Below are 23,629 nucleotides of genomic sequence, written 5' to 3' on the forward strand. Positions count from 1 at the left end.
CAAATGCAATGACCCCCTCATGGAAACACGCCTTATCACGACCGAAGAGGCCAACATTATCCTTGGCTATGACGAAAACCATTTTCGCGATGCCAAGGCGAAAGAGATTGCGCCAGCGAAGCTCTCGCAATCAATCTCTGCTTTGGCCAATACCGCTGGTGGCGAGCTATTCGTAGGCGTTGCAGAAAACGGCGACGGCACTAGGTCATGGAGTGGCTTTGAGAACGTAGAAGCGGCGAACGGTCTTGTTCAGGTCCTAGAAAGCCTCTCCACTTTGGGCAACCTCTATTCCGCGCAATTCCTGACTGCGCGCGATAAGCAGGGTGTTGTGCTTCACATAGCGATCCTCAAGACGCGCGAAATCATCAAATCGACGCAAGGTGTTGCCTACGTTCGACGCGGCGCACAGAACCTGTCAGTCAATGGTGCTGAGGCTCTGAAACGCCTCGAACTGGACAAGGGCCTGTCCACTTTCGAGGACGACACGATCAACGTGCCCCACGATACGGTGACAAACTCCGTAACTACACTTGAGTTCGTACTCTCTCAAGTCCCAAGCGCGGAGCCCGAGGCTTGGCTGAAATCTCAATTTCTCCTGGTGAACGACAAGCCGACTGTCGCAGGCGTGTTGCTGTTCGCCGATGAACCGCAGGCAGCGCTACCGAAGCGGAGCGCAATCAAAGTTTTTCGCTACGCAACAAAAGAAGAAGGTGTTGACCGCGAAACTCTCTCTTTCGACCCGCTGACTATTGAGGGACCGATTTACGACCTGATCGTCAAAGCCGTCTCCACTACTAAAGAAATCGTTCAAGGCATCAAGCGTATGGGCGAAGCGGGTCTGGAGGAAGTCAGTTATCCTGACGAGACCCTACACGAAATCATCACAAATGCGGTGCTCCACCGCGATTACAGCCACCAAACAGACGTTCAAATACGCATCTACGATGATCGTATTGAAGTAGAAAGCCCCGGAAGATTTCCCGGCCACGTAACAGTTGCCAACGTCCTGACCGAGCAATTCGCTCGCAATCCAAAACTCGTTCGGTTGATCAATAAGTTCCCCAATCCGCCGAATAAGGATGTAGGCGAGGGACTAAATACGGCCTTCGCGGCTATGCGTCGTATTCGTTTAAAAGAGCCCGAAATCAACGAGGCGGACAACGCAATCATTGTTTTTATTCGCCATGAGCCTCTTTCCTCACCTGCTTCGATGGTCATGGAGTACCTGGAGGCCAATCCAACTATAACAAACGAAGTCGGGCGAGGCATCACGGGTTTGAGGCGGGACGTGCAAATGAAGGACGTTTTCGTCGCGCTCCGGAAACGAGGGCTGATTGAGCAGGTGCCGGGCCAAAGGGGACGCGCATCGGCGTGGAGGAAGAAGACCAGTACGTAGTGGTCGTACAGAGATAGCTTCCATAATCTCTGCGCCCCGCCCCACATCCCCGGGTATGGCGGAAAGCGATTAGACGACGTACGCCGGGAAATCGAAGATACAACCGACTGACAGCTATACGGGTCTTGTCGCTAGGGCTTTGCGCGTGTACGAGCACATCCCGATTGTCACACAGGGCACCTCGTCGCATGGAACTCTATTTGTCGGCCAAGCCGTCATCCGTACTCAGGGCCCTCACGGAAGCCCGGTTACTCATGGCAGACCACGATGCAGAATTGAAAGACGCCTTGGACGAGTTGGCTCGCGCAACAGCTTCCTACATCGACAAACAGTACGAGGATGCAAATCCTTACAAGCAAGCCGAAGAAAATAAGGTACGCGATAGTGCAGTCCAGGCCGCGCGAACGGTCGCGGAGATATTGATTGAGCATGGCTGTGATGCTGCGCGTGAAGCGCTCGGCTTTCCCCCTCCCAATCCGCTCGAACAAGAGGAACTACGCGCCACTATCCTACTCAACCCGGAAAGAGCAGCTGCGGGACTTAACTCGGTGATGCTTGAGATCGACGATGATGCGGACCATGGCGTAGCAGGCACTCATTATTGGGTCGCGGCTAACTTATATCTTCCCGCCCTTGTTGGCATTGATGCCTTGCCATTGAAGAGGGAATAAACGCGACTTCCTGTCAACATCCCAGCATCTTTGACGCTGTGTCCTTTAGTGGACGCAAATCTTCAATAAGCCGAGTGTTGGTTGGCTAGAGAACCGTCTTTCGCGGTAAGTACCGCAACTTGGCAAGGGTATCATTCGGTGGTATCACTCGGCGTGGCAGGACAAGATTTTCCTCAGTAAATACAGGGATTTGTGGTGTTGCGCATCGCCTCTCTTCGGGCGCGCCATTTGCCGTTTCAGTGACAGCTTATTTTTCCCGACATGAAGCGGGCCGAACTGCAAGTTGCCGTCGCGTGCTCACCGTCAGTCGGACGAGCCCGAACGGCCTTCGCGCTCGGCATGATCGCCTCCACCCAGGTCTTCGCCTTGCACGCCCGCCGGCGCCGACGCGCCGCGGGATCGAATGACGATCGCGATGATGTCGACCTCGACCTTGAGCAGGTCGAGGTCGCGCGTCATCTCGCGCAATTCCTGACCCTTGCGCGCAATTTCCTCCGAGACGTCGATAGCCATGTTGCGCTCGGTGACCCCGCCCGAGCTGCCGGTGAACATTTTGGCCTTGATCCACTCCAGCCGCGCCCGGTGTGTATCGCGCGTGAATTTCTTTTCGACGAATTGTCGCCGGCTTTCGACATAGGCGGCCAGCAATTCCACGTCGGACATTTTGTACAGAGCGTCGGCTGAAAGGCTCATGGTACCGTGCTGAGGCAGTTGAGATCATGAACTCGCCAGGCGGACGCGCCGCCCCGGCCATGTCGTTCGGAACCTTCTCCCCAGAATATTGACGCGTTAGCGCTCAACCAAGTGGAATCTTCGCCATATCATTCAGGAATTCCGAATCGCTGGAGGAATTGGCGATGGGATTATGGTGACAGTGCACCTAATCTCATAGGAGAGCGCGCCGACTCGGCAGGCGGAAATGGCAACATGGCGAAACACCGGATCTATACAACGAGCTTTGCAAGCGTCTATCCGCTGTACATTGCCAAAGCAGAGAAAAAAGGACGTACAAAAGCGGAGATCGACCAGATCATAGCGTGGTTGACCGGCTATGGTGGTGCAGAGCTGAAAGCGCAACTGGAAAAGCAAACGGACTTTGAAACCTTCTTTGCAAAGGCCCCTCGGCTGAACCCTTCACGAACCTTGATCACAGGCACGGTCTGCGGCGTCCGCGTCGAGGAAATTGCCGAACCAACGATGCGTGAAATCCGCTACCTGGACAAACTCATCGATGAACTCGCAAAGGGGAAAGCGATGGAGAAGATTTTGCGGAAGCCGTAATCGATTTGCTCGCGAGCGGCCGCTTCAGACGATGACGGCAGCAATTCGTTGTCGTGGGGCGGGCCGAAATCTGCGTCTCGGCCGTCCTAGCCATTCGGACGACGTGTGGCCTATGTCAGTCGAACGGAGATGCCGCCATCCACGATCATCGGGCTTCCCGTCATGAAGCTCGAGCGGTCGGAAAGCAGGAAAAGAGCCGCCTGCGCCACCTCCTTTGCATTCGCCATGCGCTTCATTGGATGCAGATTTGCGATGAAATCCAAAGCGGCAGGATTTCCCTCTCCGCCGCTTGGCGTAATCGTGCCGCCCGGCAACAGTGAATTGACCCGGACGCCATCTGCGGCGTGGTCGGATGCCAATGACCGCACCAGGCCGATCAACCCGGCTTTGGACGCCGCATAGGCCCCCATTCCCGGCATTCCCCCGTTGCTGAAGCCCACAAAGGAAGACGTGAAGACAATCGAACCTTGCCCTCGCTTCTTCATGACCGGTATCTGCGCCTTCGCGGCCAGGAACGCGCTTGTCAGATTGACCAACATGACATCGTTCCAATTGGCGATTCCCATATCGGCGACCGGCCCCATCTCTCCCACGATGCCGGCATTGTTGAATGCGCCATCCAACCCACCGAACTCCCTTATGGCGAGATCGACGAGAGCATTGGCGTAGTTTTCATCCCTTACATCGCCCGAAAGGAATACAGCCTTGCCATTGCCTTGATTGATTTGCCCGGCAAGCGTTTCCAGCTCCGCCGATCGGCGCGCGCCAAGGACCACATTGGCGCCCTCGGCTGCGAACAGCAACGCCGCCGCTGCGCCTATCCCACTGCTTGCGCCAGTGACGATGATCGACTTGTTTTTCAGTTCCATAACGAGCGCTCCAGAAGGTTGTGTCAGGGCGCTCTAACAGTTGCGTACGCAGCGCAGCCACCCGTTTCCCGACCTCAAACAACTGGTGTCGGCGACATCGCAAGAGAGACATCGCAAGAGAAATGGATCGTGCCAACCTGCCGATGAAGCCAGCCCATCACGGATGAGCAAAGGTTACGCCTCTCAGTTTCGCCAATCGCGAGGGGTCCGCCAGAACGACTGGCTTGCCTCGTAGTAGACAGTGCCGGGATCGAGGCCGACGTCGCGGAGCATCCGCTCGTCGAGGCTGGCGAGTTCGCGGCGCGCCACGCGGCGGTGGCGCCACTCGCGCAGCGTCGCGACGATCAGGTCCAGGATCAGGCTCCAGGTCGCGCGCGGCGTCACCACCGCGTGAGCAGGGACAGCGGCTGCCGGCTCGTGCGTGGCCGGTGTCCGCGGGGTCGAGCGTTGCGCCGGTATCCGGTCCAGAAGTTTGGGCGCGATGATCGGCTGACGGCGTTCTGACACCAATGTCGACATGATCGTCTCCTCTTCTCTGTGTTGCGGCCATTCGAAAGAAATATCGTAGTAATTTCAGTGTGTTATGTCGTATTTTGCCGACCCGTGACGGTGTCGGCGATTGCTGTTCTGATTATGCGCCGCCATACCTGACAGGATGTGTCAGGTATTTTCTGCTAGGCTGCGGAAATGCGCGCGAGCCGGCTGTTGTCGATCCTGTTGCTTCTGCAAGCCCGCGGCCGGATGACGGCCGAAGAGCTGGCGAGCGAGTTCGAGGTTTCGGTTCGCACCATCTATCGCGACGTCGATCAGCTCAGCGCCGCAGACGTTCCGATCTATGCGGATCGCGGCCCGAGCGGCGGATTTCAGTTGCTCGACGGCTACCGCACCAAGCTCACGGGCCTTTCGCCCGCCGAGGCCGAGACGTTGTCGCTCGCGGGCCTGCCGGGACCCGCTGCGCAACTCGGGCTCGCCGACGTGCTCACGGCGGCCCAACTGAAATTGAGCGCGGCATTGCCCGAACGGGCGCGTGCGAATGCAGGCCGTGTCGCCGCACGGTTCCACCTCGATCCCGTTGGCTGGTTTCGAAGTGCCGGTGACGCCAGGCTGCTGCCGGCGATCGCCAACGCGGTGTGGAACGAGAAGTGCATCGACGTGCACTACCGGCGCGCCGAGGGCGCGGTCGAGCGCCGGCTGCAGCCGCTCGGCCTCGTGCTCAAGGCGGGCATCTGGTATCTCGTCGCGCAGGTCGGCGATCAGCCGCGCACCTATCGCGTCTCCAACTTCATCGATCTTACAGTGACCGAGGAGTCGTTCGAACGGCGGAAGGATTTCGACTTGTCGCGCTTCTGGGTCACCTCATCGCGCGCGTTCGAAACCAGCGTCTACCATTCCAACGCCACGCTGCGCGTGACGGCGCGTGGCCTCGCCAAGCTCGAAGTCCTCGGCTCACTCGTCGCTCAGGCGGCCGCCGCGACGGCAACGCCGATGGATGCCGACGGCTGGATCCGCATTACGATCCCGATCGAGTCGGTCGAGCGGGCCGCGTCCGGTCTGATCGCGCTCGGCGCCGACGCCGAGGTCGTCGCCCCCCCCGAACTGCGCGAGCGGCTCGCCAAGACGGTGCAGGATCTGGTCCGCCTCTACGCGCCCATGCAGCTGGCGGAGCGCCGTCCGCGACAGCGCAAGCGCTGAAGGCCGCACCGCGCCCGACGGACCACCGCTTGCAATAAAAATTGCTTGTGAGTCAACTTTTATCGACGCCAAAGTTGCGACGGTGTTGATGCCGCGACGGCGACGCCCTTCAGTTCGGCGTTGCCACGATATCGAAATTTTTCATGGCCGGATTGCAGGCCATCTTGGCCGCCTTCTCGCAGCTTTCCAAAGCGGATCTCTGCGCGGGTTCAAGCCCGCCGGTACTCGCGGAATAGCTCGGGACGCCGTTCGGCGCGCGGACCAGCACTTTTGGGGTGTAGAGCGAGAAATATCCCTCGAGCCACGGCCGGCGGGTCGCCGGCATATTGTACTTCCGCATCAATGCGTCGAGCTGTTGCGCACTCCAGGTCGGCAGGTTCTGCGCGCGCAGGAAGGGGTCGAGCGCCGCCAGCCAATGCTGCCGCCCTGCCGGAAGTTCGAAGATGTTGTGACCGTCGGCCGGTTGCAGCGACGGAGCGATTTTCAAGGTGGCGACGCCGCCTTGTGCGACATAGGCCGCATGCACCTTGCGTGCGGCGTCGGGCCCGAAATTGCCGTCGTTCTCCGAATAGACCCACAGCGTCGGCGTCTTTGTCTGGCTGCCGAAAGACGCCAGCGCCGCGATCGGCATATCCTGCGGGCAGGCGAGTTGCCCTTGGGCGTCGGTAATCCGCATGGCGCCGGCGAGATTCACGACCGCTTTCAGCCCCGGGGTATTGCGCGCCGCAAGCGCGAGCGCGGCGCCGCCTCCCACGGAGCCGCCGATCGCGATCACCTGCGAGGCGTCGGCATCGGCGCGCCCGGCCACGACGCGCAACGCGCGCTCGAGATCATCGGCCTCCACCGAGAAGTAGCGGCGCAGGTCGGCATCATTGCATTTGGCATAGGCCGCATTGGTGGGTTGGCCCGTTGTCCCGCCCGACACCCCGTAACCGCGCCGCACCACGGCGACAGCGAGATAGCCGCGATAGGCAAGGTCGCGGGCCTGCGGCGCCATCAACGGGGCGCGCATGTTCATGAGTTCGGACGGCAGCCGAGGCTTGCCATGCGTGAGCAAAGCGACCGGCAACCGTCCCTTCGCGGCAGCCAGCCGTACGATCAAGGCTTCCAGCCGGTAGTTTCCACCCGGCGCGCGAATATCGAGGAAGGTGATTTCTTCGAGCAGGGCCGGGTGGTCCAGTGGCGAGGCAGGCCCGGCTTGCGTCAGGCCGGGCGTGGAGACTGCCATGGACATGATCATTGTCACGGCGGCCGCGATCGCAGAAATGGACCTCATCGTCGAACCTCCGCAGGCGCATTGCGCGGCGTGGCCTGAAACATGCAGCGCATCACAGCCATCATGTCGCACGATCATCACCGCCACACGCTTGGCCCGCGCCGATCGTGTGGTCCAATCATCAACCTCACTCGGGTGGCATAGAACCGTGATCTGGCTCACCTAGCCAGGCATTAAACCGTGTCCACGGATGAGATGCGACACGATCCGTTCGACCGGATCGTACGGCATGGTAATCGCGAGATACCGCACCGGCATGTGGCGCACCAGTCGTTGCCGAGATTGCCCGGTTCGCAGCCCCGTCTCTGGTCAAACGGCGGCGGACAAACTATCGTCGCTTCATGTCAGTCCCAAAGCGCGTCCATGCCGATCGGTGTTGCGGCGCGATCATCGACTATCAGGATTTCTTTTTGGCGCAGCTCGAGCCGCGCAACCGCTCTCGCCTGCGCAAAAACATGCGCAACTTCGCGCGCCTTCTTGCGTATATGCGTATTCCGACGGTCGTCACACTCGAGCGGCCGGTCCACCGAAAAGGCGCGGTGCCGCAGGATATCAAGGCGCCGCTCGGCAGCGCCGCAAAGGTTTTCGAGAAGGATTTCTTCGACCTCACCAAGGAGAAGCCGATCCGGGCCCATCTGAAACGGCTGAAGAAGACGCAAATCGTCGTTGCGGGTTGCGAGACCGATGTGTGTGTCCTGCAATCCTGCCTTGGTCTTCTCGAAATGGGTTTTGAGGTTTTCGCGGTCGAGGAGCTGCTGTTTTCGTCGGCGCGCAATGTCGATGCGGCGTTGGTGAGGCTGAGGTCCGAGGGAGTGATCATCCTGTCCTACAAGACGCTGTTCTTCGAGCTGGTCGAGGCCGTGGCAGGTGCGCCGCATGCCGAAAAGATGGTCGCGGCATTCGGCGAATTTCCTTCCGATCTCCCGGAAGAAGCTGTGTCTTGAGGTGGAGGCGTCCCCGCCTGGCGCGCTGTTGCCGCTCGACGGCGGGCTGACGCTGATGGTGCGAATGCGAAATTCCCTGGTGGTGAAATAGATGTCGGACAAGAAAGTGGATGTCGTCGTGCTCGGCGCGGGCATCGTCGGCGTGTCCGCGGCCTATGCCGCGCGGCAGCAGGGGTTTTCGGTCGTGCTCGTCGACCGGCGTGAGCCCGGCAGCGAGACCTCCTACGGCAATGCCGGCATTCTCTCCAGCGGCTCGATATCGCCGCTGAACAATCCGTCGCTGTGGAGCGCGCTGCCGAAATACCTGACCAACCGGCACGCGGCGCTGCGCTGGAACATCGGCTGGTCGATTCGCAACGCGGAATGGGTGCTCCAGTTTCTGGCCAACGCGATCCCGTCTCGAACCAGACCGCGGGCCGCGGCTTTGCACGGGCTCATCGGCGCATCGCTGAAATTGCATCGGGACTGGATCGTGAAAGCGGGCGCAGGACACCGCATCCGCGAGACCGGCTGGCTGAAGGCGTGGCGCGGCGACGCGATCGATGTGGCGAAGCGGGAACAGGCCTTGCTGACCGAATTTGGTATCGAAAGCCAGTTGCTCGACCGCCAGGCGATTTCCGCGCTCGAGCCAGGCATCGTACCGGTCTATAAAGTGGGGCTACTGCATTCGCAGACGGCCTCGGTCGATTCGCCGGGCGCGGTGGTGAAAGCCTATGCGCGCATGTTCGCGGGCGCAGGCGGCGAGATCCGGCAGTCGGAGATTAGGGCGATCATGCCTGACGGCGAGGGGTGGCGCGTGGTGCTCGCCGATGGCGCGCTTTCCGCGCGCCATGTCGTGGTCGCGCTCGGACCGTGGTCGGCGGAAATCCTGCGGCCGCTCGGCTATCGCGTGCCGCTGGCGTTCGAACGCGGCTACCATCGCGAGTTCAAGCCGAACCCGGCGCGCGCGTTGCGGCGTCCAATCCATGACGCCGATGGCAGTTTCCTGATGACGCCGATGGAGCAGGGCATTCGCGTCACCTCCGGCGTCGAACTCACCGACCATGATGCGCCTTCGTCCTACGCCCAGATCGATGCGGTGGAACCGCTGGCGCGCGAGGTGGTCGAATTTGGCGAGCAGGTCGGCGACACCTGGCGCGGCGCGCGGCCGACGCTGCCCGACAGCCTGCCGATGATCGGCCCGGCGCCGCGGCATGCCGGCCTGTGGCTGGCGTTCGGCAACCAGCACATCGGCTTCACCACGGGGCCTGCGACCGGCGCCGCGATCGCCGCCATGATCAGGGGAACGCCACCATCGTACGACGTCACTCCGTTCGCGCCGAGTCGCTACATCTGAGTTCGTGGCATGATGCATGGTAGCAGTTGCCTGTCGCCGCTTTTTCCGATGGTGCATGTCTTGCCGGGTTGTCATTCCTGCGTTACCCAACGCTATCCAACAATTCCCCAGCCAACATCGCCGCAATCCAGAAGCCTGCCATGACCCCACCCACCGTCACATCCTCGCAAGTACGCACCGCGCTTCTGCTGCGCGATGAAATCGCGTTGCTCGATCTGCGGCACGAGGCGGCTTTCGCCACCGGCCATCCGCTGTTTGCCGCCAACATGGCGGCCGACCGCATCGCGCTCGAAGCGGAGACGCGGCTGCCGCGCAAGGACGTGCCGATCGTGGTTTACGACGCGGGCGAAGGCTTCGTCCCGCAGGCGATCGATCGATTCAAAACGCTGGGATACGCCAATGTCCGCGCGCTCGACGGCGGGCTGCAGGGCTGGCAGGCGGCGGGCTTTGAGCTGTTCCAGGACGTCAATTCCTACGCCAAGGCGTTTGGCGAACTGGTGGAGCATCGGCGCCACACGCCGTCGCTGGCGGCGGAAGAGGTCGCAAGCCTGATTGTGCGCAAGGCCAATATCCGGATTCTCGACGTTCGCCGCTTCGACGAATACGCCACCATGAACATCCCGGGCTCGATCAGCGTGCCCGGCGGCGAGCTGGTGCTGCGCGCCGGCGAGGCGGCGCCGGATCCCGAAACCACCATCATCGTCAATTGCGCCGGCCGCACCCGCTCGATCATCGGCACCCAGTCGCTGATCAATGCCGGCGTCGCCAATAAAGTCGTGGCGCTGCGCAACGGCACCATTGGCTGGACATTGGCCAAGCAGGATCTCGAACACGGCGCCATCAGGCGCGGCGCGATCGGCGCTTCCGAACAAGCCAAGGCCAACTCGCGCGATGTCGCCTATCGCGCCGGCGTCCGCCGTGTCGGCCGGGAAGAGGCGCTGGCGCTGGCGGCGCAGACCAGCCGCACGCTCTATCGTTTCGACGTCCGCGACGGCGAGGAATATGCCGCCGGTCACCTCCAGGGCTTCCGCCATTACGCCGGCGGGCAGCTGGTGCAGGAGATCGACATGGCAGCACCGGTGCGTGGCGCGCGGATTCTTCTGTCAGATAATCTCGGCGTCCGCGCCGACATGACCGCGTCCTGGCTCGCGCAGATGGGATGGGAAGCCTATGTGCTCGATGGCGGCTATGACGGTGCGCTGGAAGTCGGCACGCCCGTGGTCCTGCCAAAGCCCGATCCGTCGCACCGCTACCGGCGTCCCTATGAGGGAACCGATGTCTCGACCGCTGCAATGCAGGCCTATCTCGACTGGGAGTATGGCCTGGTCGAGCAGCTCCGGCGCGACGCCAGCCATGGTTTCTTCGTGATTTGAATGGCTACCTCGTAATTTGATGCCGAAAGGCGGCGGCAGGGTCCTTGTCGGCGTGATAGTCTTGGCCTTGCTGGGCGCCGCGAGGTGAGTCGAAAGGCAATGAGAGACAAAAAGGACATCGTGGAAAACTGGCTGCCGCGTTACACCGGCACACGGCTTTCTGAATTCGGAGATTATGTTCTCCTGACCAATTTCGACAATTACGTCGAATGGTTCGCCGCAGGAAACGGCGTTCTGGTCAACGGCATCGATCGGCCGATGCCCAACGCCACGGCCGACGGCATCACGCTGATCAATTTCGGCATGGGAAGCCCGAACGCCGCGACCGTGATGGATCTGCTCAGCGCCATCGCGCCGAAGGCCGTGTTGTTTCTCGGCAAGTGCGGCGGATTGAAGCGTAAAAACCAGATTGGCGATTTGATCCTGCCGATCGCGGCCATCCGGGGCGAGGGGACGTCGAATGATTATTTGCCGCCGGAGGTCCCCGCGCTGCCCGCGTTCGAGTTGCAGCGCGCGGTGTCGACGATGATCCGCGATCTCGGTCGCGACTATTGGACCGGTACCGTGTACACCACCAATCGCCGCGTCTGGGAACATGATGATCGCTTCAAGGAAATCTTGCGCCGCACGCGAAGCATGGCGATCGATATGGAGACGGCGACGATTTTTGCGGCAGGATTCGCCAACCATATTTCGACCGGCGCGCTGCTTCTGGTGTCCGATCAGCCGATGATACCCGAGGGTGTGAAGACCGAAGCGTCGGACCGGACGGTGACCGAGAACTATGTCGAGATCCACATCAGGATCGGGATCGAAGCCCTGAAGCTGGTGCGCCGCCGAGGTCGCAGCGTCAAGCATTTGCGTTTCGAAGACGATTTCGACCGGGGCATCGAGACGTAAGGGATTCCCCTGATGTCAGCGCCACGCCAGTAGTATCGCGACCAGGATGACGAGGCTCGCCGACAATACTTTCCAGAACACCAGCGGATTGCGCTCATAGAGCGCCCGCCGCTTCACGGCGGCGGGCTTTGCCCACATGGCGCCATTTTCCAGTTCGTGGGCGAATTCGATGACGTCGCCGAAGCGTTGGGTGGGGTCGACGGCGAGCGCCTTGCCGATCACGGCATCGAGCCAGGCCGGCAGATCGGGACGGTAGCGCGACAGCGAAACCGGTTTGCCGAAGCGTGGCCGCGAAAATGGTTCGATCTCGCCATAGGGGTAGGCGATGCTGAACATGCGGTAGACGGTCACGCCAAGCGCATAGAGATCGGAAAATTCGTCTCCAGCGCGGCCGCTGAAGAGCTCGGGCGCCATGTAACTCGCGGTGCCCGGAATATCCTGCGCCGGGAAATCCTCGAGCAGCGGCACCCGGGCGACGCCAAGATCGACCAGCCGCAATCCGCCGGCCGCCAGCAGGATGACGTTGTCAGGCTTGATGTCGCGATGGATGATCCCGGCGCGATGCAAGGTGGCCACCGCACGTGCCAGCTTGGTCGCAATCCCGATACCTTCGGTGAGCGAGAGCTGCGGCGAGCGGTTCAGGCGCTGCTCGAGCGTTTCGCCCTCGTACAGCGGCATCACCGAATAGAGCCGCGTCTGGCGTCCGGCGGGAACCTCGATGATCTCGCCGATCCACAGGCTTCTGACTCGGGCCGCCACCCATGCTTCGCGTACGAAGGCGAGACGATATGAACCTTCGCTGGCAACGCGGGGGTGAGGAAATTTCAGCACCAGTTTGCGGTTCTGCCGCTTGTCGATGGCGACGAACAGCCGGCTATAGCGGCCGTCGGAAAGCACCTCCTGGAGCACGAAATCGTCGATGGTCTCGCCGGACGACGGCAGCTCCAGGATGGGAAGGGTTTCGATTGCGTGGGTGAGTTCGTTGCGGTCGGCCGGCGGCAGGTCGATGACGTCGAGCACCAACGCGGTCATGTTGTCGCTGCTGCCGGCGGCCAGCGCCGTGTCCACCAGCTTGCGCGCGGTTTCTTCAGGCGAAGCGCGCTCGTCGAGCAGTACCTGCAGGCGGCCGTCGTCGAGGGCGCCGTGAATGCCGTCGCTGCAGATCAGGAGTCGATCATGTTGCCGCAGGCCGACCGCGGTATAGTCGACGCGCGCGAAATCCTCGAAGCCGATGGCGCGGTTGAGCAAATGGGCGAGGTCGCCGCGTCCTGCGACGTGGTCCTTGGTCAGCCGCTCCAGACGGCCTTCGCTCAAGCGGTAGGCGCGTGTGTCGCCGATGTGAACAATGTGACAGGTGCGGCGCGACAGGATCATTGACGAGAACGCGCAGCTCATGCCGCTGAGCCGGGAATCGACGCGGCCCTGCGCATAGATCCAGCTGTTGGCGGCCTCCAGCGCCCGCGAGGCGATGCGCCGAACGCCCAGCGTTTCGGGAAGCGAATAGTAGGCGTCGAGAAAACAACGCACGGTCAGTTCGGCGGCTTCCCGTCCGCCCTTGTGGCCTCCGACGCCATCCGCCACCGCGGCAACGATGTCGCGGTTGAATGCGCCGGTCTGACCGAGGCAGGCCGCGACGTAGTCTTCGTTGGTCGCCCGCTTGCCGGTCTCGCTGACGAAACCGACGCGCACCTGAAGATTTCTCTGCGAACCGATCGTCACGTCAGAGACCCGCCGAGCCCTTGGAAGCGCGCGTCGTCAGACCCGCGCTCCCGATGCAGCGCCCCATGTCGTGCGCCATCGGACCTTGACCATGGCAAGTCCGATAAAGCCAAGCAATGCCAGCACCCCGAAAAACAGGAAGCCGGCCCCGAAGCCGCCGGTTGCGGCCTTGGCGGTGCCGAGCGCCTGGGCCAGGAAAAAGCCGCCGACGCCTCCGGCGCACCCGACCAGACCGGTCATCAGGCCGATGTCCTGACGGAAGCGGAGCGGGATGAGTTGAAACACCGCGCCGTTGCCCATGCCGAGCGCCAGCACGCCGACCGAGAACAGCAGCACCGACATCCACGCGATGCGCGGCATCTGCAGCAGCGACCAGCCCGCCGCGGTCGGCGCCGCCGGTCCTTCCGGCATGAAGGCGATGACGAGATAAGCGGCAACCACAACCGCGAACAGCACCGACAGCGAGCGGATGCCGCCGATGCGGTCGGCAATCAGCCCGCCGACCGGGCGGAAGCCGGAGCCAAAGGCGACGATCAGCGAGACCAGCAGACCTGCCGCGACGCCGGAGACGTGATACTGCACGGTGAAATACAGCGGCAGCGCGTTGGCGAGGCCAACGAAGCCGCCGAAAGTGATGAAGTAGAAGAACATGAACCAGCGGCTGTCAGGATCGCGCAGCAGCGTGGCATAGGCCTTCAGCGAGATCGGTTTGCGCTCGCCCGGCGCATCCTTGGCCGCGAAGACGTAATATGCGAGCACCAGCACCATCGGAATCAGCAGGAAACCGAACACGGCCTGCCAGCCGAAATGCTCGGCGATCGTCGGTGCGAGCATCGTATCGATGACGACGCCCATATTGCCGGCGCCTGCGATGCCCATCACCACGCCCTGATATTGCGGCGGGTACCAGCGGCTCGCCTGTGGCAAAGCGACGGCGAAGGACGCGCCGCCAATGCCGAGCACCAGGCCGAAGATGATGATCGCGAGCTTGCTGTCAAGCCCGTACCGCCATACCCACGCCGTCGCCGCGGTGACGATGAGCTGCGCGATAATTCCGGTTCGCTTGGCGCCGATGATATCGGCCAGGATGCCCATCGGGACGCGCAGCAGCGCGCCGGCCAGAACCGGGATGGCCACGAGGGTAAACTTCTCGCTGACCGCGAGGTTCATGTCGTGCGCGATGTAGACCATCAGCGGGCCGAGCGCGACCCAGGCCATGAAACTGATGTCGAAGTAAAGAAACGCGGCCAGCAGCGTCGGCCAATGGCCAGCCTTCTTAAACTCAGCAAACTTCATTGCGACAGCCTCGCGATCATGCGGCCGATGGCGTGCGCGCAGGTGCGGCAGGTCTCGGCACGACAGATGGAATATGGGTGAAAGCGAGAGCCGTTCTCGTCATTGAGACGGTCTCGATTGGCGCTAAAGGCAGCAATATCTGTGCCATTCGATTGCGAGCGGCACTTTGCCTTTAATCGCAACGCGTTGACCGCTATTCCGCCGCCAGGGAAGAAAACCCGATCTGCTGCAGCGGGCAGCAAACCGCGCCACTCAAACGCGCAGGGTGGTGCTTTTTTGTGCGGTGCGCACAAGCGCCCGAATTCGCGGCAGCCGATAAACCCATTGATATCGCTCGCGGAATCGCTGCTGCCGAGTTGGCACGCGTTTTGTATTCAAGGAAATATCGATCGTCATTGATGATGGTCAGCTGCCCGCGGATGGGCTCCTCAAAACTCCCAATCTCTATTCCACCGATCGACGACGCATGGCGCGTCGACGCGCGGTGTCGTCGGAATGCGAAAGGCAGATCATGCTCGAGAAAGTTAGCAGGCAGAAGCTGGTGGTGATCGGCAACGGCATGGCCGGCATCCGCACAGTGGAAACGCTGCTGGAGCGTGCGCCTGATCTCTACGACATCACGGTGTTCGGTTCCGAGCCTTACGGCAATTACAATCGTATCCTGCTGTCGCCGGTTCTCTCCGGCGAGAAGTCCGTCGACGACATCATGCTGAATACCGAGCAATGGTATGACGACAACGGCATCACGCTGCGCAAGGGCGAGACGATCGTGATGATCGACCGGCGCACCTGCGAAGTCGTCACCGCCACGGGCGCGCGCGTTGCTTATGATCGGCTGCTGATCGCGACCGGCTCCAACCCGATCATGTTGCCGCTCCCCGGCAAGGATCTTCCCGGCGTCATCGGCTTTCGGGATATCCAGGACGTCGAGCGCATGGTTGAAGCCTCGACGAGCCATCCGAACGCCGTCGTGATCGGTGGAGGCTTGCTCGGCCTCGAGGCCGCCAACGGGTTGATGAAGCGCGGCATGAACGTCACCGTCGTGCATCTGCTCGACTGCCTGATGGAACGCCAGCTCGATCCGGTTGCAAGCGGAATGTTGCGCAAGTCGCTGGAAGAGCGCGGCATGGTGTTCAAGATGCCGGCGCAGACGCAGGCGGTCCTGGGCGAGGACCGCGTCACGGGCGTGCGCTTTGCCGATGGCGTGGAGCTGCCGGCCGACCTGGTCGTGATGGCCGTCGGTATCCGCCCGAACATCGAGCTCGCGCAGAAGGCGGGCATCCATTGCGAGCGTGGCATTGTCGTCTCCGACACCATGCAGACCTATGACGGGCGCATCTACGCGGTCGGAGAATGCGTGCAGCACCGTCGCCAGACCTACGGTCTGGTCGCGCCGCTGTTCGATCAGGCCAAGGTCTGCGCCAATCAGCTCGCCATGAAGGGCTTTGCCAGCTATTCGGGATCGGTGGTCTCGACCAAGCTGAAGGTGACGGGCATCGACCTGTTCTCCGCCGGCGATTTTGCGCCCGGCGCCGACAAGGAAGAAGTCGTGATGCAGGACGCCGCGCGTGGCGTCTACAAGCGGATCGTCCTGCGCGACAAGAAGATCGTCGGCGCCGTGCTTTACGGCGATACGGTCGACGGGCCCTGGTATTTCCAGCATCTGCGCGACGGCACCGACATCTCGCAGATGCGCGAGCGCCTGGTATTCGGCGCGGCCAATCTCGGCGACGGCGGTCACGCCGGCCAGAATTCGGTTGCCGCGATGGGCGACGAGGCCGAGATCTGCGGCTGCAACGGCGTCTGCAAGGGCACCATCGTCAAGGCGATCGCCGAAAAGAAGCTGTTCACGATCGATGACGTGCGCGCCCACACCAAGGCGTCATCGTCATGCGGCTCATGTACCGGCCTCGTCGAGCAAGTGCTCGCGTTCACGCTCGGTGGCGATTATTCGACGGCGCCGAAGGTCAAGCCGATGTGCAAGTGCACCGATCACAGCCATGACGACGCGCGCCGCGTCATCGTCGAGCAGCAGTTGAAGACCATCCCCGATGTCATGAAGTTCATGGATTGGAAGACCGCCAACGGTTGCCATTCCTGCCGGCCGGCGCTGAACTATTATTTGCTCGCCACCTGGCCCGGCGAATATCGCGACGACCAGCAGTCGCGTTACATCAACGAACGCGTTCATGCCAACATCCAGAAGGACGGCACCTATTCGGTGGTGCCGCGGATGTGGGGCGGCGTGACCACGCCGGACGAATTACGGGCCATTGCCGACGTCGCCGACAAGTTCAAGATTCCGACCGTCAAGGTCACCGGCGGCCAGCGCATCGATCTGCTCGGCGTCAAGAAGGAGGATCTGCCGGCGGTGTGGGCCGACCTCAACGACGCCGGCATGGTGTCGGGGCATGCCTATGCCAAGGGGCTGCGTACGGTGAAGACCTGCGTCGGCTCGGAATGGTGCCGCTTTGGTACCCAGGACTCGACCGGGCTCGGCATCAAGATTGAAAGATTCATGTGGGGGTCCTGGGCCCCGGCCAAGGTGAAGATGGCGGTGTCGGGTTGTCCGCGCAACTGCGCCGAATCGACCTGCAAGGATGTCGGCGTGATCTGCGTCGATTCCGGATACGAGATCCATTTCGCGGGCGCCGCCGGCCTTCACATCAAGGGAACCGAATTCCTCGCCAAGGTGGCGACCGAGGAGGAGACGCTGGAGTTGATCGCGGCACTGACGCAGCTCTATCGCGAGCAGGGCTGGTATCTGGAGCGGATATACAAGTGGTGCGATCGTGTCGGTCTCGATGCCATCCGCAAGCAGGTGGTCGAGGATCTCACCAACCGCAAAGCGCTGTACGACCGCTTCGTGTATTCGCAGCAGTTCTCGCAAAGCGATCCATGGGCGGAACGCGCCCAACGCGGCGTCGATCGCAACGAGTTCGCGCCGATGGCGGAGCTGGAACTCGCATGACCGGAGCTCGCATGACACGGTGGATTGAAATCGGAGCCCTGGACCAGATTCCGCGCCTCGGCGCCCGCGTGGTGCGCACGGCGTCGGGAAACATCGCGGTATTCCGCACCGAAGACGACGAGGTGTTCGCGCTGGACGACCGTTGCCCGCACAAAGGCGGACCGTTGTCGCAAGGCATCGTGCACAACAAGCGCGTCACCTGTCCGCTGCACAATTTCGTCATCGAGCTTGCGAACGGCGAGGCGGTCGCTCCTGACGAGGGATGCGCGCACTCGTATCCGGCCAAGGTGGAGAACGGCACCGTGTGGCTGTCCGTTCGTGAGGTAGTCGCCGCTTCCGCCGATTGAGGGTAACGACGCGTGCCAGTCAAGACGACATGTCCCTATTGCGGCGTCGGCTGCGGCGTCGTGGCCGACAGGGATCCGGCGGGGGCGGTCACGGTCCGGGGTGATCAGCTGCATCCGGCAAATTTCGGGCGGCTGTGCGCGAAAGGATCGGCGCTGGCTGAAACCGTCGATCTGGAAGGACGCCTGCTCGAGCCCATGGTCAACGGCCGCGCTGCGACCTGGGATGCCGCGCTCGGCCATGTCGCCGATGGATTCAGCAAGGCGATCCGGGAGCACGGGCCTGACGCGGTGGCGTTCTACGTCTCGGGCCAGCTTCTCACCGAGGACTACTACGTCGTCAACAAGCTCGCGAAGGGCTTTGTCGGCACCGCCAATATCGATACCAATTCGCGGCTGTGCATGGCCTCCAGCGTGGTGGGTCACAAGCGTGCCTTCGGCAGCGACACCGTTCCGGGTTGTTATGAAGATCTGGAACTGGCCGACCTGCTGGTCCTGGTCGGATCCAATGCGGCCTGGTGCCATCCCATCCTCCACCAACGCATGCTGGCGGCGAAGGCGAAAAATCCCGCTTGCCGCATCGTCGTCATCGACCCGCGCCGGACGGCGACCTGCGAGGGCGCCGACCTGCATCTGCCGGTTCGTTCGGGCAGCGACTCCGTTTTGTTCAACGGATTGCTGGCGTATCTTGCGAAGAACAAGGCGGCCGATGGCGCGTTCGTCGGCGATTTCACCACCGGCGCCGAGGCGGCGCTGGCGCAAGTCGCCGGCCAGACCGTGGCGCACACGGCTGACGTCTGCGGGCTGACGGGCAGTGCAGTCGAGCAGTTTTTCAGCTGGTTCGCCAGGACCGAGCGCGTCGTCACGCTCTATTCCCAGGGCATCAATCAGTCGAGCAGCGGCGTCGACAAGGTCAATGCGATCATCAACTGCCATCTGCTGACCGGCCGGATCGGAAAGCCCGGCATGGGGCCGTTCTCACTCACCGGCCAGCCCAATGCGATGGGCGGACGCGAAGTCGGTGGGCTGGCCAATCAACTCGCCGCCCATATGGAGATCGAGAATCCGCGCCATCGCGAACTCGTGCAGCGCTTCTGGCGCTCGCCCGTCATCGCGGAAAAGTCCGGGCTCAAGGCGGTCGAGATGTTCGACGCGATGGCCGACGGGCGTATCAAGGCGGTCTGGATCATGTCCACCAATCCGCTGGTCAGCCTGCCGGATGCCACTCGCGCGCGCGCCGCACTGGATGCCTGCGATCTCGTCGTGGTGTCGGATTGCATGCGGCATACCGACACGACGCGTCACGGCCATGTGCTGCTGCCTGCGACGGCATGGGGCGAAAAGGACGGCACCGTCACCAATTCCGAGCGCCGCATCTCCCGGCAACGGCCGTTCTTGCCGGCGCCCGGCTCCGCGCGTCCGGATTGGCGGATCATCTGCGATGTCGCCCGCCGCATGGGATTTTCGGGCTTCGACTATACGAGCGTGGCCGAGATATTTCGGGAGCACGCCAGCCTCTCCGGCTTTGAGAATAATGGCGTGCGGGATTTCGATCTCTCCGCCTTGAGCACGCTCGATGATCGCGCTTACGAGACGCTGGCCCCGGTACAATGGCCGGTGACGCGGGATTATCCGACCGGCACGCAGCGGCTGTTCGAGACCGGAGGCTTCTTCACCCCCGATCGCAAGGCGCGCTTTATTCCGGTTGCGCCGCGCCCACCCAAGAACCCGACCAGCCGCGAGCATCCCCTGATTCTCAACACCGGCCGGATTCGCGACCAGTGGCACACCATGACGCGGACCGGGAAATCGCCGCGACTGATGATGCACATGTTCGAACCCTGCGCCGAATTCCACCCCGAGGATGCGCGCAAGGCGGAGCTCGACGACGGCGCGCTCGCCCGGCTCTCCAGTCCCTGGGGCCAGATGGTGGCGCGCGTGACCGTCACCGCCGAACAGCGGCGCGGCTGCGTGTTCGTGCCGATGCACTGGAATGGCGAGTATGCCGGCGACGGACTGATCAACGCGCTGGTCAATCCCGCGACCGATCCGATATCCGGACAGCCGGAATCCAAGCATACGCCCGTGAAGGCCGAGCCCTATCTGCCGAAATGGCATGCCTTCATTCTAAGCCGTTACGAGATCGAGCGCCCGGAGAAGGGGTACTGGGTTTCCGGCCGGTCGGGCATGTGCTGGCGCATGGAGCTGGCGATCGAGGAACGGCCGCCGAGCTGGCGCGATTGGGCCCGCGCGCAGCTCCGCGCCGAGCAGGCGGACATCGAATGGATCGCCTATCGCGATCCGAGCATCGGCCGGTATCGCTATGCGAGCATTCGCGACGGGCGGTTGGAGGGATGCATCTTCATCGCCTCGGACCACAAACTGGTGTCGCGTTCATGGCTGACCAATTTGTTCGCGGAAAACACGCTCTCGCCCAAGGCGCGGATGTCGCTGCTCACAGGGCAGCCGCTGGAAGCCGGCGAAGATATCGGGCCGATCGTCTGCTCGTGCTTCGGTATCGGGCAACGGCAAATCTCCGCCGAAATCAGCAAAGGCGCGAGAAATGTCGAAGCTATCGGCCAGCGCCTGAAAGCCGGCACCAATTGCGGGGCATGCAAGCCGGAGATCGGCAAGCTGCTCAATGGCGCGCCTGTGCCAAAACCCCTGCCGGCGTGAATTTTTCCGATTCCCGGCCTATTTGCCGTGTCCATCCTTGCCCGTGACGAACACGTCGCGATGGGGAAATTTCCCGAACAGTTCAGGCGGCTGGCTGAAATTGGTGGCGAGCACGTCGGCCGGGTTGGCCGCGATCCATTGCGACAGGTCGATGGTCTCGTAGATACCGGAATTGAAGCCGATCAGGATGCGCGCAGGCTTGTCGCCGATATTTTCAATGGAGTGCCCGTAGCCTTGCGGGATATAGCCGACGTCGCCCTGCTGCAACTGCTCTATCCTTGTGCGCCCGTGCGAGCCGAACAGCGTGACGCTGACGGTGCCGTCCAGCACGTACTGCCACTCGTCGGCATTCGGATGCCAGTGCAGTGTTCGCAGCGCACCGGGATCGAGATCGAGCACGACGCCGGTGATGGTTTTCGCAATCGGAAAGCGGCTTGAATCGACGCGCCATTCCCGGCCGCCCTGAAAGATGCCGTGCGGCGGCTGCGCCAGCAGGCGGTATCTGTGCGTTTGCGGCGGCAGCTTCCAGCCCTGCAGCGGCACCGACGGCTCCGCGGGTGGCGGCTTGCCGCGGGCAAAATACACTTCGTCGTTGGGGAAATTGTCGAACGCCGATTCCGGCACGCCGAAGTTCTTCGCCAGCAGCGCTTTCGGGATGTGGCCGATCCAGTCGGTGATGCTGAAGGTGCCGAACTCGGAAAAATAACCGTTGTCGAAGATCAGAATGAAACGGCAGGGCTTGTCGCCAAGACATTGCAGCATGTGGCCGTGACCGCGGGGAAAGTACCAGACGTCGCCCGGATCGAAATCGTTGGTCTCGGCAAAGCCGTTGGGATCGACGACGGTGGTGCGAACGCGCCCCTCGAACACGAACGCCCATTCGGCCGCGGTGGCGTGCCAGTGCATCTCGCGCATCGCGCCGGGCTCGAGCCGCATCGAAACCCCGGCAATTCCCTTGGAGATCGGCAGCTGCGTAACGGTGGCTTCCTTGCCGTAGCTGTTGCCGATCACCTTGCCGGCGGATTTCTCCAGCGCGAACTTGAAGGTCGGCAGGTCCTTTCCCGACAGCGCGGGATCGGGGACGTTGTTCATGAAGCTGGGATCGCCGGCGACCGCCACTTGCGATCCGGCCAGCGTCGCCAGCGAGGCGATGGCAGCGGCGGCAGCGAGAAACTCCCGGCGTTGCGGATCGGACATGTTGGTCTCCCTGGTGAGCGAAAATCCTCCGGCGGGCGGCCGTGCCGCCTCTCGTGCCGGCACGGGCTAGCGATCTCACGGGATCATGCTGGCGGCCAGGCTTCACGTCCAGCCTGTGCAGGTCCGCTCGCGGTGCAACCCGGACCTGGCCAATGGCGATGTCGGCCACGCATAGTCCTGCTGCGCTCTTCCCATCGCTCGTCTTCCAGTCGTCACTGTGCTAATTTGAGCCAACAGGAATAGCTCCAGGAGCTTTCTGACCGGTAGCCGCATGTTCGTCTTAGGCGACAGAGAGATGCGATGATGGCTATGTGACGGCTCTTGTCTCGCGACCAGACTTGATGACGCGGCTAACGCGAAGGGCTTGTCATGAACCAGACGATTCCAGTCAATGAGCCCGGACGCCTTGTCGCGCTGACAAACTACGCAATCCTCGACACGCTTCCAGAAGCCGGTTTCGACGAAATCACCGAACTGGCGGCGCAGATCTGCGGCTGCCCCGCCGCTTTGGTCAGCTTCGTCGACGCATCGCGGCAGTGGATCAAGGCGAAGTATGGTCCACTTCCAGCAGAGCTTTCCGAATGCCCGCGGGAAATTTCGATCTGCACGGCCACGATCTGCAACAACGACATCCTCTACATTCCCGACCTGATAAAGGATCAACGATTCAATACCAGCCCGCTAGTGACGGGCGATATGCACATTCGCTTCTATTGCGGCGTTCCCCTCATCACGCAGGACGGCTATGCGCTGGGCACTTTGTGCGTGATCGCCTTCGAGCCGCGGGAACTTACCTTCGGGCAGCAGGAGGCGCTCAGACGACTGGCACACCAGACGATGGTTCACCTCGAATTGCGCCGGCAATTGCTCGTGCGCAACGAGATGCTGCGTGAGTTGGAGCGTGCACGCGACCAGGCCGTCGCCGGGAAAGCCGAATCGGACAAGCTGCTGCTGAACATCCTGCCGTCATCCATCGCAGCCGAGCTCAAGGCAAATGACCGCGTTCAGCCGCGCTTCTTCGATTCTGCGACGGTGATGCTGATCGATTTCACCGGCTTCACCCGACTGGTCGAAACCATGGAGCCGGCGAGCGTCATTGACCAGCTCGACCAGCACTTCACCAGGTTCGACGACATCATGGCCAAGCATCGCCTCGAAAAACTCAAGACGATCGGAGACGCCTATCTCGCTGTCGGCGGCGTGCCGGAGCCTAACCGCTCGCACGCCATCGATGCCGCGTTGGCGGCGCTGCAGGTCATCGATCACCTGGCCAGACTCAATCGGCAACGCGAGAAGCTGCACCTTCCGGCGTGGCAGGTAAGAATTGGAATCAATACCGGACCGATCATCGCCGGCGTCGTCGGGAAACACAAATTCACCTACGATATCTGGGGAAATACCGTGAATATAACCCAGCGCGTCGAAGCCGCCGGCGCTCCCGGACGCATCAGCATCGCCGAATCAACCTGGCAGCACATCAAAACGCGATTCGAGACCGACGCTCGTGGGGCCGTCGAAGTGAAGCATCAGGGTTTGGTGAATATGTATTACCTCAACCGCATCCGGCCCGAATTGTCCTCTGATCCGGCCGGGATAACGCCAAACGACCGGTTCTGGAAACAGGAATGAGCGCGCGCTTTGCGCCAGCGCCCGGGAAGGGCGCCATCGCCGGATCATCTCGATGGAAC

At 62.1% G+C, this 23,629-nt stretch carries 20 protein-coding genes; 13 read left to right on the forward strand and 7 right to left on the reverse strand.

The annotated features are described in order from the left end of the window. Positions 1–19 precede the first annotated feature (19 nt). Positions 20–1,396, forward strand: coding sequence for an RNA/DNA-binding domain-containing protein (locus JQ597_RS25500; protein ID WP_212267860.1), 1,377 nt, complete (start codon positions 20–22; stop codon positions 1,394–1,396). 254 nt (positions 1,397–1,650) lie between these two features. Further along, positions 1,651–2,067, forward strand: a complete 417-nt coding sequence (locus tag JQ597_RS25505) for a hypothetical protein (RefSeq protein ID WP_212267862.1) — start codon at positions 1,651–1,653, stop codon at positions 2,065–2,067. A 303-nt stretch (positions 2,068–2,370) separates the two neighbouring features. On the opposite strand, the gene JQ597_RS25510 is transcribed toward JQ597_RS25505, so the two are convergent. After that, positions 2,371–2,760, reverse strand: a complete 390-nt coding sequence (locus JQ597_RS25510) for a hypothetical protein (protein WP_212267864.1) — start codon at positions 2,758–2,760, stop codon at positions 2,371–2,373. Between the two features lie 234 nt (positions 2,761–2,994). Here JQ597_RS25510 and JQ597_RS25515 point away from each other — a divergent pair, with 234 nt between their 5' ends. After that, on the forward strand, positions 2,995–3,348 hold the full coding sequence (locus JQ597_RS25515; RefSeq protein ID WP_212267866.1) for a DUF2200 domain-containing protein: 354 nt from the start codon (positions 2,995–2,997) through the stop codon (positions 3,346–3,348). A 110-nt stretch (positions 3,349–3,458) separates the two neighbouring features. Here the strand turns inward: JQ597_RS25515 and JQ597_RS25520 are convergent, their stop codons facing one another. Continuing rightward, positions 3,459–4,217 (reverse strand): SDR family oxidoreductase, encoded by a 759-nt coding sequence (locus tag JQ597_RS25520; protein WP_212267867.1) that lies wholly within the window; start codon positions 4,215–4,217, stop codon positions 3,459–3,461. A 183-nt stretch (positions 4,218–4,400) separates the two neighbouring features. Next, positions 4,401–4,736, reverse strand: coding sequence for a DUF1127 domain-containing protein (locus JQ597_RS25525; RefSeq protein WP_212267869.1), 336 nt, complete (start codon positions 4,734–4,736; stop codon positions 4,401–4,403). A gap of 168 nt (positions 4,737–4,904) precedes the next feature. Here JQ597_RS25525 and JQ597_RS25530 point away from each other — a divergent pair, with 168 nt between their 5' ends. Further along, positions 4,905–5,909, forward strand: coding sequence for a helix-turn-helix transcriptional regulator (locus tag JQ597_RS25530; protein WP_212267871.1), 1,005 nt, complete (start codon positions 4,905–4,907; stop codon positions 5,907–5,909). Between the two features lie 109 nt (positions 5,910–6,018). Here the strand turns inward: JQ597_RS25530 and JQ597_RS25535 are convergent, their stop codons facing one another. Beyond that, the gene (locus JQ597_RS25535) at positions 6,019–7,137 is read right to left on the reverse strand and encodes an alpha/beta hydrolase family protein (RefSeq protein ID WP_212267873.1); all 1,119 of its coding nucleotides are present in this window, start codon (positions 7,135–7,137) and stop codon (positions 6,019–6,021) included. Between JQ597_RS25535 and JQ597_RS25540 the strand changes: the two genes are divergently transcribed. The 5 genes from JQ597_RS25540 (at position 7,136) to JQ597_RS25560 (ending at position 11,738) form a co-directional block, all read left to right on the forward strand. Next, on the forward strand, positions 7,136–7,351 hold the full coding sequence (locus tag JQ597_RS25540) for a hypothetical protein (RefSeq protein WP_212267875.1): 216 nt from the start codon (positions 7,136–7,138) through the stop codon (positions 7,349–7,351). The two genes, JQ597_RS25535 and JQ597_RS25540, sit on opposite strands and share 2 nt — an antisense overlap. A gap of 175 nt (positions 7,352–7,526) precedes the next feature. Then, the gene (locus tag JQ597_RS38520; protein ID WP_212267877.1) at positions 7,527–8,129 is read left to right on the forward strand and encodes an isochorismatase family protein; all 603 of its coding nucleotides are present in this window, start codon (positions 7,527–7,529) and stop codon (positions 8,127–8,129) included. Positions 8,130–8,220: 91 nt separating this feature from the next. Continuing rightward, positions 8,221–9,465 (forward strand): NAD(P)/FAD-dependent oxidoreductase, encoded by a 1,245-nt coding sequence (locus JQ597_RS25550; RefSeq protein ID WP_212267879.1) that lies wholly within the window; start codon positions 8,221–8,223, stop codon positions 9,463–9,465. A gap of 140 nt (positions 9,466–9,605) precedes the next feature. After that, positions 9,606–10,838 (forward strand): rhodanese-like domain-containing protein, encoded by a 1,233-nt coding sequence (locus tag JQ597_RS25555; protein WP_212267880.1) that lies wholly within the window; start codon positions 9,606–9,608, stop codon positions 10,836–10,838. Positions 10,839–10,937: 99 nt separating this feature from the next. Next, positions 10,938–11,738: an AMP nucleosidase gene (locus JQ597_RS25560; RefSeq protein WP_212267882.1), complete on the forward strand. Its 801-nt coding sequence runs from the start codon at positions 10,938–10,940 to the stop codon at positions 11,736–11,738. 15 nt (positions 11,739–11,753) lie between these two features. On the opposite strand, the gene JQ597_RS38325 is transcribed toward JQ597_RS25560, so the two are convergent. Both JQ597_RS38325 and JQ597_RS25570 read right to left on the reverse strand, forming a co-directional pair. Beyond that, positions 11,754–13,427, reverse strand: a complete 1,674-nt coding sequence (locus JQ597_RS38325) for a bifunctional protein-serine/threonine kinase/phosphatase (protein ID WP_212267884.1) — start codon at positions 13,425–13,427, stop codon at positions 11,754–11,756. A 66-nt stretch (positions 13,428–13,493) separates the two neighbouring features. Continuing rightward, positions 13,494–14,753 carry a nitrate/nitrite transporter gene (locus tag JQ597_RS25570; RefSeq protein ID WP_212267886.1) on the reverse strand — a complete coding sequence of 420 codons (1,260 nt, stop codon included), beginning with the start codon at positions 14,751–14,753 and terminating at the stop codon, positions 13,494–13,496. Positions 14,754–15,264: 511 nt separating this feature from the next. On the opposite strand from JQ597_RS25570, the gene nirB reads away from it, so the two are divergent. The 3 genes from nirB to JQ597_RS25585 are packed head-to-tail and all read left to right on the forward strand — an operon-like array spanning position 15,265 to position 20,744. Then, the gene (nirB, locus tag JQ597_RS25575) at positions 15,265–17,724 is read left to right on the forward strand and encodes a nitrite reductase large subunit NirB (RefSeq protein WP_212267888.1); all 2,460 of its coding nucleotides are present in this window, start codon (positions 15,265–15,267) and stop codon (positions 17,722–17,724) included. Positions 17,725–17,735: 11 nt separating this feature from the next. Next, positions 17,736–18,071 (forward strand): nitrite reductase small subunit NirD, encoded by a 336-nt coding sequence (gene nirD, locus JQ597_RS25580; protein WP_212267890.1) that lies wholly within the window; start codon positions 17,736–17,738, stop codon positions 18,069–18,071. A gap of 12 nt (positions 18,072–18,083) precedes the next feature. Next, positions 18,084–20,744 (forward strand): nitrate reductase, encoded by a 2,661-nt coding sequence (locus tag JQ597_RS25585; RefSeq protein ID WP_212267892.1) that lies wholly within the window; start codon positions 18,084–18,086, stop codon positions 20,742–20,744. Positions 20,745–20,762: 18 nt separating this feature from the next. On the opposite strand, the gene JQ597_RS25590 is transcribed toward JQ597_RS25585, so the two are convergent. Next, entirely contained in the window at positions 20,763–21,941 is a 1,179-nt protein-coding gene (locus JQ597_RS25590; RefSeq protein ID WP_212267894.1) for a cupin domain-containing protein, read from the reverse strand. A gap of 369 nt (positions 21,942–22,310) precedes the next feature. Here JQ597_RS25590 and JQ597_RS25595 point away from each other — a divergent pair, with 369 nt between their 5' ends. After that, positions 22,311–23,570 carry an adenylate/guanylate cyclase domain-containing protein gene (locus tag JQ597_RS25595; protein WP_212267896.1) on the forward strand — a complete coding sequence of 420 codons (1,260 nt, stop codon included), beginning with the start codon at positions 22,311–22,313 and terminating at the stop codon, positions 23,568–23,570. The last annotated feature ends 59 nt before the right edge of the window (positions 23,571–23,629 follow it).

The organism is Bradyrhizobium sp. AUGA SZCCT0177, from assembly GCF_018130125.1.
Lineage (GTDB): Bacteria > Pseudomonadota > Alphaproteobacteria > Rhizobiales > Xanthobacteraceae > Bradyrhizobium.